Source organism: Vreelandella glaciei (assembly GCF_013415125.1).
In the GTDB taxonomy this organism is placed as follows: Bacteria; Pseudomonadota; Gammaproteobacteria; order Pseudomonadales; family Halomonadaceae; genus Vreelandella; species Vreelandella glaciei.
The window spans coordinates 38,389-57,080 of the sequence record NZ_JACCDE010000002.1; the positions used below are offsets into that span (position 1 = coordinate 38,389).

Sequence of the window (18,692 nt, forward strand, 5' to 3'; positions counted from 1 at the left end):
TCCAGGATAGACGAACAAACCATAAAGGTAGCAAAGTGGTGTCGCCTGGGTAATAAGCGCCTACTGCGGTGTGATGCCGCGTGTATCACCATGTACATTTCGGTAATGATCATCCCAGAGTAGTACGGCACCCGCGACAGCGCCGGGAATCAGAAATAGATTGGCCAGCGGAATCCAGGTGATTAGCGTGACTAATCCTCCAAAACTGAGGCTTTGCCACCAGTGTTTCGAGAGCCGTTGGCGCATATCGGCAAACGTCACCTTATTGTTATCCATTGGGTAGTCTAGATAAGTAATGGCCATGATCCAGGCGGAGAATAGCGCCCACAGCAGGGGGGATACTAAGTTCAGCCCTGGGATCCAGCTAAGCACAAACAGACCGGCGGCACGGGGCAAAATATAGGCGAGCTTAACAAATTCGCGGCCAATGGCATCAATGGCTGTTTTAGTAAGGTTGCGGTCATCAATCGGTTCACGGCCAGTCACTTGGGTTTCGACTTTAGCGGCCAAAAAACCGTAAAAAGGCGCGGCGATCAGGCTGGTCACCAGCGTGAAGGTAAAAAACACTACTACTAACAGGCTAATCACGAAAAGAGGCCAGATAAGCCAGGAGAGCCAATCAAGCCATGTTGGCACCATGTTCATCCAATGATCTAGCCAACCACCGAAGCGGTTGAGCACGAAGCTGAACATGCTGACGTAAACAATCAGGTTGACTAAAATAGGCAGAAAAACATAGCGTCGCATACCTGACTGATACACGCAGCGTGTACCTCGGCTAAGCGCAGTGACAGCATCCAGCATGGTGGGGGAGACTCCTTGTGATTCAAACGTCCAGGCCGCTTAACAGCCTGGACGTATTGCAGGAGGAAACCCCTTTCAGGTCAAGACTTTTTTAGTACCTGCGGGTCAAGGTTGTCGGGGTCGCTATGGCGAATATCCAACCCTTTGACAAGATAAACCACGTACTCGGCAAGGTTATCGGCATGGTCACCGACACGCTCGAGGGCGCGCAGAACCCACATGATGCTGAGTACAGAGGTAATGGAGCGAGAATCTTCCATCATAAACGTCATGAGTGAGCGCATCGCGCTGCTGTACTCGTCGTCCACCAGCTCGTCTTCACGTACTACCTGCATGGCTAAGTCGGTGTCAAAGCGGGCAAAGGCGGTGAGCGCATCGCGCAGCATTTTGCGCACATGCTCGCTGATGTGCCGTACTTCCACCAAACCACGAATGGTGCTGGTACTTTCACTCAGCAGCAGGGCGTTACGGGCGATTTTGCTGGCCTCATCGCCGATGCGCTCAAGATCAGACGTGGCACGAATAACGGCCAGCACTAGGCGTAGATCAGACGCCGCAGGCTGTCGCCGCGCCAGTACCCGGGTGCATTCGTCGTCGATTTGCAGCTGCAGATCGTTGACCTGACGATCATTGTCGCGCACTTGTTCGGCTAGGCGGGTGTCGCCTTCCAGAAGCGCAAAGACGGCATCCTGCACTTGCTTCTCTACCAGACCGCCCATGGCCATCAGATGGGTTTTTAGCTCTTCCAGCTCCTGGTTGAACTGGCGAGAGATATGCTGGCTGTGAGAGTCGCTAGTAATATCCATGGAGCACTCCTGACGTTTCAGTCGCTAAGGCCTAGGTAATGCGGCCGGTGATGTAGTTTTCGGTGTGTTGCAAACGGGGGTTGGTGAAGACCTGATCGGTAGGCCCGTACTCAACCAGCTCACCTTGATGCAAAAAGGCGGTGTAGTCCGATACGCGCGCCGCTTGTTGCATATTGTGAGTAACCAGTACCAGCGTTAGCTCCGACTTGAGATTACGGATCAACTCCTCAATTTTGAGCGTTGAAATCGGGTCTAGCGCTGACGCGGGTTCATCAAGCAGCAGCACATCGGGCTGTACTGCTAAGGTGCGGGCGATGACTAGGCGCTGCTGCTGTCCACCGGAAAGCTGCCAGGCGGAGCGGTGCAGGCGGTCTTTCACTTCATCCCATAGCGCGGCGGAGGTTAATGCCCACTCAATAATATCGTCCCTTTTGCGCTTGGGAAGGCGCTGCTGTAACCGCAGGCCAAAGGCCACGTTTTCATAGATCGACATAGGGAAGGGGTTGGGGGTTTGAAACACCATTCCTACTCGCCGCCGCAGCTCGGTCACGTTCGTTTGCGGGTCGTGAATGTCCTGCCCTTCCAACGTGATTTTGCCGCTATGGGTCACTGTCTCATTGAGATCGTGCAGCCGATTAATTGCCCGTAACAGCGTTGACTTACCGCATCCCGACGGGCCAATGAAGGCCGTCACACGATGTCGCGGAACACTGAGGGTTAAGTCGCGCAACGCCGCTTTCCCCGCATAGGCGAGGCTTAAGTGATCAATGCTCAGGCAGCTGTGCTCGGACGAAAAGTGCGCCACTGGTACCTGAGCGGTATTGGCTGAATGTAAAGGCGCTAGCATTCGTTTCCCCGTTGACGCCTAAGATAATGACGCAGAAATATGGCAGTTAGATTAAGCACTAGCACAATCAACACTAAAAGTAGCGCCGTGGCGTAAACCAGCGGGATCGCGGCCTGCACATCTTCGCCGTGAAAGGCGGTATCAAATAAATGATAGCCAAGGTGCATGAACTTGCGCTCTAAATGTAGGTAAGGAAATTCGCCATCAATGGGCATTTGTGGCGCTAGCTTGGCAACGCCGACAAGCATCAGTGGCGCCACTTCGCCTGCCGCGCGGGCGACCGCTAAAATAACGCCTGTCAGCATGGCCGGTGCCGCCATGGGCAGTACGATGCGGGTAAGCATCTCCAGGCGAGTAGCCCCGAGCGCCACGGCGCCTTCGCGCTGGGCCTCAGGAATACGCGCGAGCCCCTCCTCGGTTGCCACGATCACGACGGGCAGGGTTAGCAGGGCGAGAGTTAACGAGGCCCACAGCAGCCCGCCGGTGCCAAACGTGGGCGAGGGCAGCGTATCGCTGAAAAACCACTCATCCAGCGAGCCGCCAATGCCGTAAACAAACACTCCCAAGCCGAAAACGCCATACACAATGGACGGCACCCCCGCTAGATTACGCACGCCAATGCGCACCAGGCGCGTCAGCCGCCCCTGGTGAGCAATTTCATTAAGATAAATAGCGGCCAGCACGCCAAATGGCGTGACCATGACGGACATTAAAATCACCATTAGCACGGTGCCAAATATCGCCGGCCACACGCCCCCGTCGGTATTGGCTGCTCGAGGCCCTTCGCTGAGAAACCGCCATACCCCATCGCCCCAGACATGGGTTTTCTGCCACCAGCTCATCGCATTTGGGGCTTGAGCGCTGACGACACTGGCCAACGGCTGGCGCAAGGTTTGGCCATCCACGGTGGTTAGCAGTAGCTGGCTCTCTTGGCGTTGGCTGGCGGGGAGCGCCAATAAAGTCGCTAACCGGTGCCAGGCAGCGTCACCCTCCCAGCGCTGGCCGTCTTGCTCAATGGCCGACAAGCGGCCAATAAAATCCCCCCAAGGGCTTCGCTCCAGGCGAATCAAGTCGGTTGGCTGTGCGCGTTCGGCAATCTCCTCAATCGTCACCCAGCGCCAGCGAGCGCCCTCTATGTCCTGATTGCCGGTAAAGTACAGCCGTTCATCTCCCGCTTGCTGGGGGAGCTCGACCTCGCGCACGGCATGGCCAGCAAAGGTGTCACCCGAACGCAGAGTGACCTCTTCAAGCGTTGCGGGCCAGAAGTGTCCAAGCCCACGCACTAATAGTAGCGCCAGTAGAGCACCCAGCATCAGCAAGGAGAGCGCTACGCTGGCCGCGCATAGCCAGGGCCATAAATCATTTAACCAATTAAAACGAGGGCGGCGAGAGGCGGTGTTGACCTTGCCAGCTTTCATGAAGTGCCTCCCATCTGGCGATAACGGCGGCGCAGGCGCTGGCGGACAACCTCGGCTAGGGTGTTAACCAGGAACGTGAAGATAAACAGCACCAGCGCGGCAAAAATCAGCAGATGATAGGTCTGGCCGCCAGGTGACGCTTCAGGAAGCTCGATGGCAATAGCCGCTGCCATGGAGCGCATCCCTTCGAAAGGGCTGGCGCTAAACAGAGCGGTGTTGCCACTGGCCATCAGTACAATCATGGTTTCGCCCACTGCACGGCCCGCGCCGATCATCACCGCCGAGAAAATACCTGGGCCCGCCGCCGCCAGTGCCACCTTCCACAGCGCCTGCCAACGGCTGGCACCCAGCGCCTGGGCGCCCTCTATCAGGGTCGAAGGCACATCGGCAAGGGCATCTTCTGCCAATGAGTAGATGCTGGGGATAACGGCAAACCCCATCGCCAGGCCGACAATCAGGGCATTGCGGGTGGCGTAATCCATCCCAAAGCGCTGGTCGAGCAACTGACGCAGATCCCCGCCCAGCCACAGCTGTTCCATCCACGGCGCAAGCCATAGCGCTATCACCACCATCAGAGCAAGCCACGGTATTAGCCAGAGACCTGCCCAGGAGAGCGGCAAACGGCGCTGCAGGCGGGCTTTGGCCAGTTGCCAGAGCAAGCCCGCAAGCCCGGCACTGAGCGGCAGCCAGACCATCAGCACTAAAGCGCTGGCCAAGTGTCGCTCTACCCACGGTGCCAAAATGAGCCCGGCAATAAAGCCCACCACCACGCCCGGAATGGCCTCCATCATTTCGAGTGCGGGTTTGATGCGCGTGCGCAAGCGCGCTGACATAAACAGCGCAGAGTAGATCGCCGCCCCTAAGGCGACGGGAATCGCAAACAGCAGCGCAGCCAGCGCGGCTTTAAGGGTGCCCCACGCCAGCGGAGAGAGCTTGGCCAGGGCCAAGCTCTCTCCAATCGCCAGTAGTGGCAGCGTTTCCCATATCAGAAAAACGCCGATAGCGAGAATCGCCAGCAGCACCCCGACACCACCAGCGGTGATTAACCCGGTGGCCACACGATCCTGAAGCAAGCGCAATGGCTGCCGAGAAGAGGTTAACCGAGGTGGGGTCATGTCGCTATCATGACAAAACTAGGCATGGCAAAACCGGGGTGATCACAGTACTGACCAGCATGTATTGAAAGAGTGGGTCGTGAAGAGAGCTTATAGTGAAAACGGTGCATAGAATGACTTCCTACTCTAAGACGATTATGTGTCAATTAGATGACAGCGGCTTACCACCTTTGCTGTGCGTCAAGGACGCTTGGGGTTAAGGGGACAAAACCGGATGCGCGTGCAATTTGCTGGCCTTCATCGGACATGATCAACGCCAGTAGTGCCTGCTCGGCGGGCGGCAAGGATGCCCCGGGCGGCAGGTTCACGTATAGGTACAGGTAGCGCGACAGCGGATAATTACCGCTCTGTATCGCTGCTTCATCGGGTGTTATGGCGATGCCGTCATCGTCATAAAGGCTTACTGCGCGCACGGCTGGCGTCAGGTGGTTAAACCCGGCATACCCCATTGCATTGGCAGACTCGCCCACCGCAGCGACGACGGCCGATGAGCCTGGGTGTTCGCTAATATCGTTGCGAAAGAGGCCACCGCACAGCGCCCGTTGTTGAAATAGGCCATGGGTGCCGGAGGCAAGGTTACGCCCATGGAGCGCAATACTGCCAAATGACCAGTCACGCGTTGCTGAGAGCTGATCCCAGCGCCGTATCGACGCCTCGGCGCCACAGGCACGCGAAGTCGAGAAAATCGCATCGACCTGCTGGCGGGTGAGCGCGCGCAGCGGATTATGGCGGTGGACGACCACAATCAGCGCATCACGGGCGACCTTTAACTCCAGCGGCGGGTAGCCGTAGCGCTCAATGAAGTTATCACGCTCTTCAGTGCTCATCGGGCGGGACATCGGCCCCAGCCGGGTGGTACCTGCCATTAGCGCGGTTGGCGCGCTGGCCGAGCCGCTGGCTTGAAATTGCAGCTTTACCTCTGGGTAGCGGGAAGTCAGTGTTTCGCCCCAGCGCAGCATGAGCCCAGCCATGGTGTCAGAACCGACGGCACCTAACGTGCCGGTTATCGGCAGTGATTGCCCCCAAGTAGGCGGCGTTACCAGCAGTAGGGCCATCATCACCCAGCAACCTACGGTGTGCCGTAGCGATAAAAGGTAGCTTCTATGAGATGAAAGAGTATTCAAACAAGCGTCCTCTTATGGTTAACTGAATCCATTCACTTGTGTTGCGACGCAGCAACGCCCCTTGGCAATGTGCCTTACTGCAACCTTTACAACAATAAACTGACTAAGCGACGAACCCATGACTCTTCTGGAAACCGATTTGGATGACGTACCGGCCCCTCAAGGGCAGCTTACTTTAAAATTACTGGCTTCCCGCCAAGATACCAATCTTTATGGTGATATACCCGGTGGTTGGCTAGTCAATCAAATGGATCAGGCAGCTGAGCTTGCAGCCTGCCGCGAAGCAGGAGGGCGAACGGCCACCGTGGCGATTGAAGCCATGGACTTTTTGAGCCCTGTGCGCGTCGGCTCAATGGTCAGTGTCTACACCCAGGTACAAGAGATCGGTCATAGCTCAATCAAAATTGATGTAGAAGTATGGGTACGCCCGCCCCATGGGCAGCGGATTGAAGAGCGTCAAAAGGTGACAGAGGCGCGTTTTGTAATGGTCGCATTAGACGATAATGGGCGGATCCGAGCGGTACACAGCGAGTAGCTCTTTCTTATCAACTCTTTCAATGTTCCCGCCTAAAATAGCAAAAGGGCGCTCAGTGCGCCCTTTGCCGTAATTGCTGCTTACCTGCCTGGATAATCAGGCACCTACGTTGTCGCGGTTCTTGAGATAGGCGTATTCACCCACGTCGCTAAACGGACGCAGTAATTTCTGGAACGCCAAGTAAGACTCATACACGCGGCGGGACTCTTCATCGTCCTCGATTTGGCGCTGGATGGCATCCTGTGAGGAGGTGTAAAGCGCTGCCATCACGTCTTCAGGGAAGGTGCGCAGCTGAACGCCATGCTCATCGACCAGCGCTTCCAGGGCCTGGGCGTTGCGGAAGGCGAATTCACTGATCATGGCCAGGTTAGAAGCCCGTGCCGCTTCACGGACTACGTTCTGCAGGTCTTCCGGCAGCGAGTTCCAGGCATCCAGGTTAATCGTGCCTTCCAGTACGGCAGAGGGCTCGTTCCACGCCGAGGTGTAGTAATAGTCAGCCACTTGGTGCAAACCAAATGCCAAGTCGTTATACGGCCCTACCCAGTCAGCGGCATCCAGTGCGCCGGTTTGCAGCGAGGTGAAGATTTCCGAACCCGGCATATTAACGGTACTGACGCCAATGCCGTTCATCGCTTCACCTGCGAGGCCAGGAAGACGAAGTTTCAACCCCTGCATATCGTCTAACGAGTTGATCTCTTTCTTGAACCAGCCCGCCATCTGCGTACCGGTGTTACCGACGGCAAAGGGTTTCAGGTTGTGATTAGCGTAGATCTCATCCCACAGTTCCTGACCGCCGCCATGGTACAACCAGGCGTTCATCTCGGTGGTGGTCATGCCGAACGGTACAGCGGTGAAAAACTGCGAGGCAGCGACTTTGCCGCGCCAGTAATACGACGCAGAGTGACCCATCTCAGCGGTCCCCGCCGCCACAGCGTCGAATACTTCAAGCGCAGGTACCAGCTCACCTGCGCCATGGACGCGAATTTGCATGCGGCCGTTAGAAAGCTGCTCGACCCGACGGGCGAAGTCATTCGCACCGGTGCCTAGGGCGGGAAAGTTTTTCGGCCACGAGGTGACCATGTCCCAGGTAAAGGTCTCTTGAGCGCGTGCGCTAGAGGTGGTTACAAAGGGGGCAGCAGCGACACCGGCGGCACCTAGGCCAACGGTTTTGAGAAAGTTACGGCGTTGCATGTGAGCAAAACTCCAAAAGTAATCATACTGTTGTTATAAGGCGCTGAGTGCGCCATGTTCGCTGGTTAGTATGCTTTATAGCGAATTTAGCTCGCAAGCCTTCTGATCAATCATCCGCCGCGTCTTTCATACTGTTGCCGTGGCGCACCAGCCAATAGCAGCCGCCTAACGCTAAGACTGCCATCGAAAGCGCACCAATTTGCCAAGGGTCGATAACTTCCATATCCAGCACCATAAACTTGCGTACCAGCGCCATAATGGCAATTAACACCACTATTTCGACGTGGATAAAGCCTTTGCCACTGGTCATTGTGCGGATGATGGAGTTATTGAACTCCATGGCAATCAAGACGGTAAGGATCATGTCGAATAGCGCTTGAAATACGCGGTAGTCAAAGGGGTCACGGCTTTGAATAAACAGCAGCTGGATCACGTGAATGACCAAATAATACATGGCCACTAGCACGGCTCCACCGATGGCGAGGGTGAGCACCAGTGAAATTAAACGTTCAAAGCGCTGATAGCCACTCAATGTTTGCCAGCCATTACTCACTTCGGGAAATAGGCGTTTAAAGCGTTGTTTCATAATGCCTCTCAAAGGCGCCTGAGCGCACAAGCAGGAATAGCTAAGTGAAAGGGGAGGTTTGCTTACAGAGGCGTTAGCTTAGCAAAACCGAGCACTAGCCATTTCACCCCTTCGCCTTCAAAGCTGACCTGTACCCGGGCGCGGGCACCTTCGCCTTCCGCGTTAAGGATAATCCCTTCACCGAACACCGGGTGCTCAACGCCTTGCCCAACATGTAAAGCGGGTAAATCACCACTGCTCTCGACGCTTTGCTGAGCAAAGGAGGTGCGCGATGCGGTCACCGGGCGGGAAATATGCCCGCGCAGGCGAACTTCTTCCAGCAGGTGCGGCGGTAGCTCGCGCAAGAAGCGGGATGGGCGTGGAAATACCTCTTTGCCGTGTAGGCGGCGGGTTTCGGCGTGGGTCAGGTAGAGCTTCTGCATGGCGCGAGTGACGCCGACGTAACACAGCCGGCGCTCCTCTTCGAGCCTACCCGGCTCTTCCAGGGACATCTTGTGCGGGAAGAGTCCCTCTTCGACCCCAGCAATAAACACCACGGGAAACTCCAGGCCTTTGGCGGAGTGCAGCGTCATCAGCTGTACGCTGTCCTCAAACTCTTCGGCTTCATGGTCGCCAGCATTAAGGGCGGCTTCTGAAAGAAACGCTTCCAGTGCGGCCATGCCTTCGCCCGCTTCAGGGGCTTCAAAAACATCGCCTTGGGTAAAGGCGCGGGCAGCGTTAACCAGCTCTTCCAGGTTCTCGACCCGTGCCTGGCCTTTCTCGCCGCGTTCACTTTTGTGATGCTCTATCAAACCGGTATGAACGGTAACGTGATCGATGATCTCGTGCAGCGCCATACCCGAGGCATCGTTATCAAGCTGTTCAATCAGGTTGGCGAAGGTTTGTACGGCATTGGCCGCGCGGCCTTTCAAGGTACCGTCGTTAATCGCATCGTGGAGTGCCTGCCACAGCTGAATGCCTTGTTCACGAGCGCGCAGGCGGACAATCTCGACCGTGCGCGTGCCGATGCCGCGGGTGGGTACGTTAATCACCCGCTCTAGCGAGGCGTCGTCATCGCGGTTGAGCATCAGGCGCAGGTAGGCCAGGGCATTCTTGATTTCCAGGCGCTCGTAGAAGCGGTGACCGCCATAAATACGGTAGGGCATGCCTTGGCGAATCAGCGTCTCTTCCATCAGCCGCGACTGGGCGTTTGAGCGGTAGAGAATGGCGATATCGCGGCGGTTAAAGCCTTCGTCGACCTTTTCTTTGATGGTGTCAACGATATAGCGCGCTTCTTCCAGGTCGTTAAACCCGGCGTAGATCGAGATCGGCTCGCCTTCGATGCCGTCGGTCCAGAGGTTTTTACCCATCCGCTCGCTGTTATGGCTGATCAGCGTATTGGCGGCTTCCAGAATCGCGCTGGTGGAGCGATAGTTCTGCTCTAGACGCACGGTATGGGTTTGCGGGAATTCCTGCTCAAAGCGGCTGATATTCTCCACCTTGGCGCCGCGCCAGCCGTAGATCGACTGGTCGTCATCACCGACGGCGGTCATTGGCGTTTTCATGCCGGTGAGCAGTTTTAGCCAGGCGTATTGCAGGGTATTGGTATCCTGAAACTCATCAACCAGCACGTGGCCAAAGCGCTCCTGGTAGTGATTTAACAGCGCCGGGTTATCGCGCAGTAGCTCCAGGCTGCGCAGCAGCAACTCGCCGAAATCGACCAGACCGCCGCGCTCACAGGTGAGCTGGTAGCGCTCGTAGAGCTCAACCATCTGGCCCATGTAGGCATCGCCATCCACATTGACCTGGTGCGGGCGCAGTCCCTCCTCTTTGCAGCCGGAGATAAAGTGCTGCACTTGGCGGGGCGGGTAGCGTTCGTCGTCGATGGCGTAATCTTTCAGCAGCCGTTTGACCAGGCGTAACTGATCGTCGGAGTCGATGATTTGAAAGTGTTGCGGCAGCTTGGCGTCCTGCCAGTGGGTGCGCAGCAGGCGGTGGGCGATGGAGTGAAAGGTGCCTACCCATACATGGCGCATCGAGATGCTCAGCAGCGCCTCGAGGCGGGTGCGCATCTCCTTGGCGGCTTTATTGGTAAAGGTGACCGCCAGCAGCGCGTAGGGTGAAAGCCCTTCGGCCTGCATCAGCCAGGCAATGCGATGAACCAGCACGCGGGTTTTGCCCGAGCCTGCGCCTGCGAGCACCAACAGATTACCTTGGGGGGCGCTCACTGCTTCGCGCTGGGCGGAGTTGAGCTGATCGAGAATCGCCGTGACGTCGTCCATAGTAGCCGCTGCCGGATCAAAAAATAGGCGGCTAGTCTAGCACAGCCAGCAAACTGGCTGTGTATACAGGTTAACGATTAGGACTCTTCAGGAAAGCGCAGCGTGTTGAGGCTCTTTTTAACGGCTTTAAGCTGTTCGGCGAGTTTTGGGCCGCGGGTTTTAGCGACCCCGACCGCGAGCACATCAATCAGCACCAGATGCGCTATACGCGAGCTAAGGGGGGTATAGATTTCGGTGTCTTCATGAACATCGATATACAGTGGCAGGCTGACCTCTTCAGCGAGCGGTGAACCGCTGGGGCATAGCCCTATCACTGTGGCACCAGCTTCACGGGCGAGCCGCACACTGGCAACCAGCGCTTTGGTGCGACCCGTTTGCGAAATGGCCACCACCACGTCGCCATCGTTTAAGGTTACTGCCGACATATTCTGCATATGCGGGTCGGCGTAAGCCGAAGTGGAGATCTGCAGCCGGAAAAACTTGTGCTGGGCATCAAAGGCCACGGCTCCGGAAGCCCCAAAGCCATAGAACTCGACCCGGTTGGCCATCGCTAGCGCATTAACCGCTCGGCCCAGGGCGTCGTTATCCAGCCGGTCACGCACAGAGAGCAGCGTACCCACGGTCGAGTCGAAGATGCTGTGGGAAAATTCAGCGACCGAGTCGCTATCGTTCATGGAGAACTGGGCAAACTGACTGCCGCTGGCGAGCATTTGCGCCAGCTGTAGCTTGAAGTCCTGAAAGCCATTGCACCCCAGCGCACGGCAAAAGCGCACCACGGTGGGTTCGCTAACGGTGGCTTCGGTGGCCAGATCCACAATTCGCATGTGGATGACCTCTTCGGGGTTGCGCAGTACAAACCGCGCCACTTTTTGCTCGGAGCGTCGAAAGTGCTCCATGCGGCGTCTCATTTCATCGAACAGGGCGCGACTCACGTTCAGCTCCTTGGGTGCTCAACCAACAGATATTCAACAGTACGTCAATATACGGTCGTTTGAAACGGCCGTTTCTGTCTGTCTGTTCATTGTTATGCTTTGCGTACATTCAATGCTGATGTTCACAGTATGCCTCAATGAGTGGATAGGGCCACTAACTATCGGGCCGTGTTTCGTCAGCGTTTAAAGGTCGTTAGCCAGTTTTTTTAAGATTGGTCATCATTTTGTCAAGTAGGTTATAGTAATAATTGAAGTGCCGCACTGCATCATAACAGTCGTCACGGATGCAGGTGGACGAAGGCATATTCATCTGGAGGAACGTCGATTATGAGAAACGTCGAACGAATCACCTCGGTTAAAAGCGAATTGCTCGACATTTTTATGAGTTTGCAAGTGGATGAGCATGCTCAGCGCCAGCGAAGTGCTGCCCAGCGTAGCTTGAGAGCGCGCCGTGGTATTGAGCTGCACAGGGAGTTCCAAAAATTATCGCGGGATATCGCCCCCTTGCCCGACGAAGATCGGCAAGAGAGCGAATTGCACTGAGGTTAGCAAACAGCAGGGAAGTGACGGCTTACCTTAAATAAGCCCTGTCACGAACACCGCAATAACGCCAGCGGGCGCTACATAGCGCGCGATGATGTTCCATACGCTTTTACCGGTCGCTGAAAGTTCAAGCTCAGCTTCGACACTTTTGCGATCCAGGCACCAAGCGGCGAAGAGAATCGCGCCTAGCCCGGTTAGCGGCAGCATTATTTTGCTGGTCAGCGTGTCCAGCAGGTCGAACACGCCCAGCCCAAACATGAGCGGTTCGCTCCATACGTTGAACGATAGCAGCGCCGCAATGCCGAGCAACCAAGCCCCCACGCCGGCCACAACAGTTGCCATGACACGGCTGAGCGGCGTGCGCTCTTCAATAAACTCAACTACGGGCTCAAGCAGTGAAATCGCCGAAGTCAGCGCCGCAAACGTAAGCAGCAAGAAGAACATCAAGCCTAGGATCAAGCCACCATCCATATTGCCAAATGCTAGCGGCAGAGTGACGAAAATCAGCCCAGGGCCTGAGGCAAGATCCAGGTTGTTGGCAAACACAATCGGGAAAATGGCTAAACCGGCGCCTAGGGCAATGACGGTGTCCATGATGATGACCGTGCGGGCGGTTTGCAGCAGGTTGATCTCTTTGCCCAAGTAAGAGCCGTAAGCCATCATGATGCCCATACCCAGTGAGAGGGTGAAGAAGGCGTGACCTAAGGCGGCCAGCACGGTTTCTGCGCTGAGCTTGTTCCAGTCCGGGTTGAACATATACGTCAACGCCTCACCAAAGTGGCCGGTCGACATGCCGTAACCGATCAGCACAACGAGCAGCAGCGCGAGTACCGGCATCAGAATGCGTACAGCCCCTTCAAGCCCTTTGGTAACACCGCGGGCGACAATGCCAATCACCAGTAGCATAAAGATCGAATGGCCCAGCAGCAGTAAGCCTGGGTTACTCAGCATGCCATTAAAGAGGGCGCCAATCCCGTCGGCGTCTTGGCCGCTAAAGGCACCGCTCACGGAGTTAACGGTGTAGTAGAGCGACCAGCCACCAATCACGCTGTAAAACGACAAAATCAAAAAGGCCCCAACAATGCCGCTAATGCCGACAATGGCCCATGCTTTTGGCTTGTTCGCGGTGCGGGCCAGTTCTGACATCGTGCTGGCAGGGTTCTTCTGGCCACGCCGCCCCAGTAGCCATTCGGAGACGAGAATGGGCAAGCCAATCAGCGCGATACAAAGTAAATACACAAAGACGAAAGCAGCGCCGCCGCTTTCACCCACCATATACGGAAATTTCCAGATATTCCCTAGACCCACCGCTGAACCAGCGGCGGCCAGCACAAAGGTCATTCGCGATGACCACTGCGCATGCGCAAGCTTCGCCATACATCACCCATTAAGTCGATTGTTGTGTAAGTCACTGCGTGTTGAGCACGCTAGTTTTCGGAAAATGGAGTCATTGCTGACGTCCTTTTCCAAAAGTAAGCGCAATTTATCTGATCAATTGCTTGCATGCCAGTTAGCTAACCTAAAAATACGCGCTAAAACAGCTGGCTTTGCTTTTCACCTGCGAAAGGCGCTAGCGGAGGTAATGGCGTCACTTCTCCCAGCGCGTTGTAAAGTAGGCGAGCCATGTAGGGAGACTCACGGTTATCTGCAGTATGCACAAATAAGAAAGGGGTTTTCCCCTGATTTATCCACAGCTTTAGACGAGCCTTCCAAGCGGTGAAGTAGTCACTATTTATTGTTTTGTCAATATGGCCAATAAAGCGAATCACCGGATAATTTGCCGTGGAAAGCACGTGTAGCGGGAGTTTCGGCTTTTCTTGCTGGGCGTGGGCCAGGCCCATATGACTATTGGCCGGGGTTGAGAAGAGCGGGCGCACGTCGAGCATTACGCGGTTAGCCGAATAAGTTATCAACAGGCGGTTAAGGGCTGTTTCGGCGACTCCTTTGTGGAAAAACTCAGGGTGACGAACCTCGACTGCACATGGTAGATGGGCAGGCCAAGCCGCGAGCAGCGCTTCCAGCTGAGGAAGCTCTTGGGGGCCGAAATCCCGCGGTAGTTGCACCATGGTGGGCCCCAGGCGATCGTGTAGCGGCTCAAGGGCGGCTAAAAATGTCCATGCGTCTTCTAAATGGGTAAGCCGTTGATCGTGAGTGACGGTTGCCGGTAATTTAAAACAAAAACGAAAGTGGGGTGGCGCCTGGCGTGCCCAAGCGGCGACTGTTTCCGGTTTTGGAATACCGCTATAAAACGTAGTGTTACCTTCAACGCTCGAAAACACCGCGGCATAATCGCTTAATAGCTCGGTTTTGGCATGGCGCGGATAAAGACTGCCGAGCCAGTCTTGATTGGCCCACATGGGCAAACCTAAATAAAGCGGAAGCGTCATTGATGGCGTGCCTAGGTTCATAAGGTCAAGCGCTAATGTAACAGTTTAAAATACCTACTCGTTAAGGTGAGGGGGCTTTTAGGTGTAGCTAGGTGCGGAAAAAGTGAAATTGTTAAGGCACCGATAGCGCTACTATGTAGGTATAGCCTTTTATGGGCAGATATAGCCGTTTATAAATAGGACAATTCCATGAGTTCAGCGTACGTTAGCAGTGATGAAATCCGCGACCAATTTTCCAGCGCGATGTCAGCGATGTATCGGCAGGAAGTGCCACAATACGGCACTTTGCTCTCACTGGTTGAGACCGTCAATCAAGAGGTGTTAGCTGCTAATCCTGCGCTTAACAGTACGCTGCAGAAGAGCGATGAGCTGGCCCGCATCAACGTTGAACGCCACGGCGCGATTCGCGTGGGCAGTGCGAGCGAGCTTGCCATGCTAAGGCGCATGTTCGCGGTAATGGGGATGGAGCCGGTGGGCTATTACGATCTGGCGGCGGCGGGCGTGCCGGTGCACTCCACGGCGTTTCGGCCGGTCGCTGATCGTGCACTCAAACGGAATCCTTTTCGTGTCTTTACCTCGCTACTGCGCCTTGAGCTGATCGAAAAAACCGAACTTCAGGAGCAGGCGAGCGTTATTTTAAGTGATCGCGATATCTTCACCGCTAACGTGAAAATATTGATTGAGCGTTTCGAACAGCAGGGCGGACTCAACGCAGAGGATGCCGAGCAGTTTGTGCAGGAAGCGTTGGAAACGTTCCGCTGGCATGACAAAGCAACCGTCGATTGGACGACCTACGAGCGTTTGCATGATGAGCATCGCCTGATTGCCGATGTGGTCTGTTTCCGCGGCCCCCACATTAATCACCTAACGCCGCGGACGTTAGATATTGATGAAGTGCAGCGGCTTATGCCCAGTGTCGGCATTGACCCTAAAGCGACTATCGAAGGACCTCCTCGTCGCAATTGCCCGATACTGTTGCGTCAAACCAGCTTTAAAGCGCTGGAGGAGACGATCGCCTTCGCAGACGCAGCCGAAGGTAAGCACACTGCCCGCTTCGGTGAAATCGAACAGCGCGGTATCGCCTTAACCCATAAGGGGCGTGCACTCTATGATCGCCTGCTAGCGGCTGCCCGAGAAAATGCACCGACGGCTGCGGATAACGACGCCCATCAGGCGCATCTAGCCGAAGTGTTTAAGGCCTTCCCTGATGATTACGCTACGCTACATCGTGACGGGCTAGCGTTTTTTCATTATCAGGCGGCCCAGGGTGCATCTGTAGCAGGATCAGTGACGTTAGAGCAGGTGGAAAGCCTGATCGAACAAGGCGCTCTCAAGATAACACCCATGATTTATGAAGACTTTTTACCCGTTAGCGCGGCCGGTATTTTCCAGTCCAACTTGGGTGGAAGTAGCCATGAAAATTACGCTAGCAGTGCAAGTCAACAGCAATTTGAGCAGGCTTTAGGGGCTAAAGTAATCGATGAGATTGAGCTGTATGCCCAGCGCCAGCAAGCATCGCTTGAACAGGCGCTGGCGCAGTTGGCGGGTTAAGTGATAGAACAGCTGATCGATTAATGCAGTTATTCAATTTAGCTAACTAGCCAATTTAGATAGCAAGGCACAGAGTGGAGAAGTCATGAGTCAAGGCAAGGTATTGGTATTACATGGGCCCAATCTAAATTTGCTGGGGACTCGCCAGCCGGAGATATACGGCTACGAGACATTAGAGGATGTAAATAACATTCTGCGAGAGAAAGCGGTGATGGCCGACTGGGATATACATTGCTTTCAGAGCAACCACGAAGGTGAGTTAATCGACGCCATTCACGCCGCGCGTCTTGATGGCACCCAAGCAATCATTATCAATCCCGCTGCTTACACCCATACTTCAGTGGCAATCCTGGATGCACTCAATGCTTTTGATGGCAAAGTGATTGAAGTGCATCTATCCAATGTGCACAAACGTGAAGCCTTCCGGCACCATTCCTACGTTTCACTGCGTGCTGATGGTGTGATTGCCGGCTTAGGTGTGCAAGGTTATCGTGCGGCATTAGACGCGGTAATGGTCAATTAATATGCGAACGTATTTGCGCGACTTTGTTTTGTAGCACTGGTAAGTAAATATTAACCAACGTGTCGAGGTCGACCCGAGCCGCGTTGGTACTGATATTGATCGCCCCCATTAAATGCTGCTTGGCATCAAAAACTGGAACAGCGATAGAGCGTAACCCAGAGTCCAACTCCTGATCAGAAATCGCATAGCCTTGTTGCCGTGCGTTAACTATTTGTCTGCGCAATTCATTGACATCAGTGACTGTTTTATCGGTGTAGGGCTCTAAAGTAATCGACGATAGAAAGTGATCAAGAGCCTGATCGTTGAGCTGAGCAAGAAGTATGCGCCCCATAGAAGTATGAGCTGCTGGCAGTCGGGTGCCCACTGAAAGTGTGATGGCCATTAAGCGATGTTTGGCTGCCGAGCGGGCAACATAGATAACATCATTACCATCTAGCACGCCAAGCGACGATGACTCCCCCGTTTCAGCGGTAATATCTTCTAAATAGTGTTGAATAACGTCTCTGTAATTATTAGCTGATAAAAAAGCATAACCTAGTTGAAGGACGCGGGGCGCCAATTCAAAATGGCGCTGCTGCTTACGGACATACCCTAGGGAATGTAGAGTGAGTAAGAAACGCCTAGCCTTTGCTCTGTTCATACCTGTTCGTGCAGCAACTTCGCTTAATGTCATACGCGGGTGTTCGTGATCGAATGCCTGTATAACCTCTAAACCGCTAGCTAACGCTGTTACAAAATCACGGCTATCTTCACTCAACTTCTCTTCCTGCATTGTTATCATCCATTACCTTGACGTCTGATAGGAAAGATTAACGCAAAAATGTTCGCATTGCGAACTTCTGCGACATGAAAGCGCTGGCAACGACAGGTTGTTGTCATCCCGTAAAATGGAGTTTGTAACTCCCTGCTACTAAAGTTGTGTTTTTTAATAGGTTGGCAACCAAGTAATCTCAGCTATCAAATTGCGAATATCTGTACGTATTACGAACAATAATTAATCATGATAATAACTTAACCACGCACAGGAAGAAAAATGAACAAATTCCTTAGCTCTGCCTACTTGGCTGCCTGCACCAGCGCTCTGGCGCTTGGGCTCACTCTTTCCTCTGCCAGCGCTGATGAATGGCCGACTAACGATGTGCGCTTAGTCGTGCCTTATGCCCCCGGTGGCACTACCGATGTGTTGTCGCGTCGCGTTGCCGATCTGCTTCAGCAAGAACTTGACGCCAACGTCATTGTGGAAAATCGCCCCGGCGCTGGTTCTACGGTAGGCACCGGTCGTCTCTCCCGTGGTGGGCGTGATGCTGATCACACGATTTTAATGGCCTCTCCGGGCCACACCATCGGGGCCGCGATCTATCCTGATCTCACTTATGACCCGGTAGAAGATTTCGTTTTTCTACAAAACATGATCGATATTCCTAATGTCATGGTGGTACCGGCAGACAGTCCTTACGAAAATGTCATTGATTTCGTCGAAGCAGCGAAAGAAGAGAACATGACCTTTAGCCACAGTGGCGTGGGCAGCTCCATCCACATGTCTGGTGAACTGTTCAAGACCTTGACTGATACCAACCTGACGGCGGTGCCTTTTGCCGGCAGTGGCGCGGCGCTTCCGGCGTTGCTGGGCGGCGATGTTGATGTGGCATTCGAGAACATGCCAACGGTACTTTCACATATACGTTCCGGCGATCTCCGCGCGCTCGCGGTCACTTCTGCCGAACGCTCTGAATATCTTCCCGATGTACCGACACTGTCAGAAATTGGTGAATACAACCTAGACCAGTTCATCACGACTGCTTGGTTTGGCCTGATTGCTCATAGCTCTTTCCCTGAAGAAGCACAGAGTAAAATGCGAGAAGCACTCGCCAACGTGATGGAGCGTGAAGAGTTTCTGGATTTCGCCGAGCAGTTAGGCGCTGAGCCAGGCCAGGTTGCTGGAGAAGAGTTCAAGCAGTTCATTGTTGAAGACTTGAAGCGTTGGGAAGACGTAGCTGAGCAGGCGGGTATTAGCCAGTAAGCAAGGCAGCCTTTGATCCAACGGAGAGGCGAGGGCAAGCGTCCTCGCC

At 54.7% G+C, this 18,692-nt stretch carries 18 protein-coding genes; 5 read left to right on the top strand and 13 right to left on the bottom strand.

Annotated features, from left to right (window positions below; all coding sequences use genetic code 11):
- Nucleotides 1–60: 60 nt before the first annotated feature.
- The 6 genes from cysZ to HZS80_RS01465 form a co-directional block, all read right to left on the bottom strand.
- Nucleotides 61–804, bottom strand: a complete 744-nt coding sequence (gene cysZ / locus HZS80_RS01440) for a sulfate transporter CysZ (protein ID WP_179914926.1) — start codon at nt 802–804, stop codon at nt 61–63.
- Nucleotides 805–884: 80 nt separating this feature from the next.
- Nucleotides 885–1,610 (bottom strand): phosphate signaling complex protein PhoU, encoded by a 726-nt coding sequence (phoU, locus tag HZS80_RS01445; RefSeq protein WP_008956462.1) that lies wholly within the window; start codon nt 1,608–1,610, stop codon nt 885–887.
- Nucleotides 1,611–1,641: 31 nt separating this feature from the next.
- Nucleotides 1,642–2,457, bottom strand: coding sequence for a phosphate ABC transporter ATP-binding protein PstB (gene pstB / locus HZS80_RS01450; protein ID WP_179914927.1), 816 nt, complete (start codon nt 2,455–2,457; stop codon nt 1,642–1,644).
- Entirely contained in the window at nt 2,451–3,875 is a 1,425-nt protein-coding gene (pstA, locus tag HZS80_RS01455; protein ID WP_035556158.1) for a phosphate ABC transporter permease PstA, read from the bottom strand. The genes pstB and pstA overlap by 7 nt, the downstream gene beginning before the upstream one ends.
- On the bottom strand, nt 3,872–4,990 hold the full coding sequence (locus tag HZS80_RS01460; RefSeq protein ID WP_179914928.1) for an ABC transporter permease subunit: 1,119 nt from the start codon (nt 4,988–4,990) through the stop codon (nt 3,872–3,874). Before HZS80_RS01460 ends, pstA begins: the two co-directional genes overlap by 4 nt.
- A gap of 161 nt (nt 4,991–5,151) precedes the next feature.
- Complete coding sequence (locus HZS80_RS01465) at nt 5,152–6,048, bottom strand: PstS family phosphate ABC transporter substrate-binding protein (protein WP_179914929.1); 897 nt, start codon at nt 6,046–6,048, stop codon at nt 5,152–5,154.
- Between the two features lie 184 nt (nt 6,049–6,232).
- On the opposite strand from HZS80_RS01465, the gene HZS80_RS01470 reads away from it, so the two are divergent.
- Nucleotides 6,233–6,649 (top strand): acyl-CoA thioesterase, encoded by a 417-nt coding sequence (locus HZS80_RS01470; RefSeq protein ID WP_008956467.1) that lies wholly within the window; start codon nt 6,233–6,235, stop codon nt 6,647–6,649.
- Nucleotides 6,650–6,745: 96 nt separating this feature from the next.
- On the opposite strand, the gene HZS80_RS01475 is transcribed toward HZS80_RS01470, so the two are convergent.
- The 4 genes from HZS80_RS01475 to hexR form a co-directional block, all read right to left on the bottom strand.
- Nucleotides 6,746–7,840 (bottom strand): TRAP transporter substrate-binding protein, encoded by a 1,095-nt coding sequence (locus HZS80_RS01475; RefSeq protein ID WP_179914930.1) that lies wholly within the window; start codon nt 7,838–7,840, stop codon nt 6,746–6,748.
- Between the two features lie 106 nt (nt 7,841–7,946).
- On the bottom strand, nt 7,947–8,426 hold the full coding sequence (locus HZS80_RS01480; protein ID WP_035556149.1) for a phosphate-starvation-inducible PsiE family protein: 480 nt from the start codon (nt 8,424–8,426) through the stop codon (nt 7,947–7,949).
- Between the two features lie 62 nt (nt 8,427–8,488).
- Nucleotides 8,489–10,687, bottom strand: coding sequence for a DNA helicase II (gene uvrD / locus HZS80_RS01485; RefSeq protein ID WP_179914931.1), 2,199 nt, complete (start codon nt 10,685–10,687; stop codon nt 8,489–8,491).
- 77 nt (nt 10,688–10,764) lie between these two features.
- Complete coding sequence (gene hexR / locus HZS80_RS01490) at nt 10,765–11,619, bottom strand: transcriptional regulator HexR (RefSeq protein ID WP_022521119.1); 855 nt, start codon at nt 11,617–11,619, stop codon at nt 10,765–10,767.
- A 327-nt stretch (nt 11,620–11,946) separates the two neighbouring features.
- Between hexR and HZS80_RS01495 the strand changes: the two genes are divergently transcribed.
- Complete coding sequence (locus HZS80_RS01495) at nt 11,947–12,162, top strand: PA3496 family putative envelope integrity protein (protein WP_035556145.1); 216 nt, start codon at nt 11,947–11,949, stop codon at nt 12,160–12,162.
- Between the two features lie 33 nt (nt 12,163–12,195).
- Here HZS80_RS01495 and HZS80_RS01500 read toward each other — a convergent pair whose 3' ends face one another.
- Both HZS80_RS01500 and HZS80_RS01505 read right to left on the bottom strand, forming a co-directional pair.
- Nucleotides 12,196–13,539, bottom strand: a complete 1,344-nt coding sequence (locus tag HZS80_RS01500; RefSeq protein WP_179914932.1) for a sodium-dependent transporter — start codon at nt 13,537–13,539, stop codon at nt 12,196–12,198.
- 155 nt (nt 13,540–13,694) lie between these two features.
- On the bottom strand, nt 13,695–14,549 hold the full coding sequence (locus tag HZS80_RS01505) for a DUF72 domain-containing protein (RefSeq protein ID WP_179914933.1): 855 nt from the start codon (nt 14,547–14,549) through the stop codon (nt 13,695–13,697).
- A 189-nt stretch (nt 14,550–14,738) separates the two neighbouring features.
- Here HZS80_RS01505 and hglS point away from each other — a divergent pair, with 189 nt between their 5' ends.
- Nucleotides 14,739–16,100: a 2-oxoadipate dioxygenase/decarboxylase HglS gene (hglS, locus tag HZS80_RS01510; protein ID WP_179914934.1), complete on the top strand. Its 1,362-nt coding sequence runs from the start codon at nt 14,739–14,741 to the stop codon at nt 16,098–16,100.
- A gap of 85 nt (nt 16,101–16,185) precedes the next feature.
- Nucleotides 16,186–16,623 carry a type II 3-dehydroquinate dehydratase gene (aroQ, locus tag HZS80_RS01515; protein WP_035556137.1) on the top strand — a complete coding sequence of 146 codons (438 nt, stop codon included), beginning with the start codon at nt 16,186–16,188 and terminating at the stop codon, nt 16,621–16,623.
- On the opposite strand, the gene HZS80_RS01520 is transcribed toward aroQ, so the two are convergent.
- Nucleotides 16,616–17,395 carry an IclR family transcriptional regulator domain-containing protein gene (locus tag HZS80_RS01520; protein ID WP_035556135.1) on the bottom strand — a complete coding sequence of 260 codons (780 nt, stop codon included), beginning with the start codon at nt 17,393–17,395 and terminating at the stop codon, nt 16,616–16,618. The two genes, aroQ and HZS80_RS01520, sit on opposite strands and share 8 nt — an antisense overlap.
- A 261-nt stretch (nt 17,396–17,656) precedes the next feature.
- Between HZS80_RS01520 and HZS80_RS01525 the strand changes: the two genes are divergently transcribed.
- The gene (locus tag HZS80_RS01525; protein WP_179914935.1) at nt 17,657–18,643 is read left to right on the top strand and encodes a Bug family tripartite tricarboxylate transporter substrate binding protein; all 987 of its coding nucleotides are present in this window, start codon (nt 17,657–17,659) and stop codon (nt 18,641–18,643) included.
- Nucleotides 18,644–18,692 lie beyond the last annotated feature (49 nt).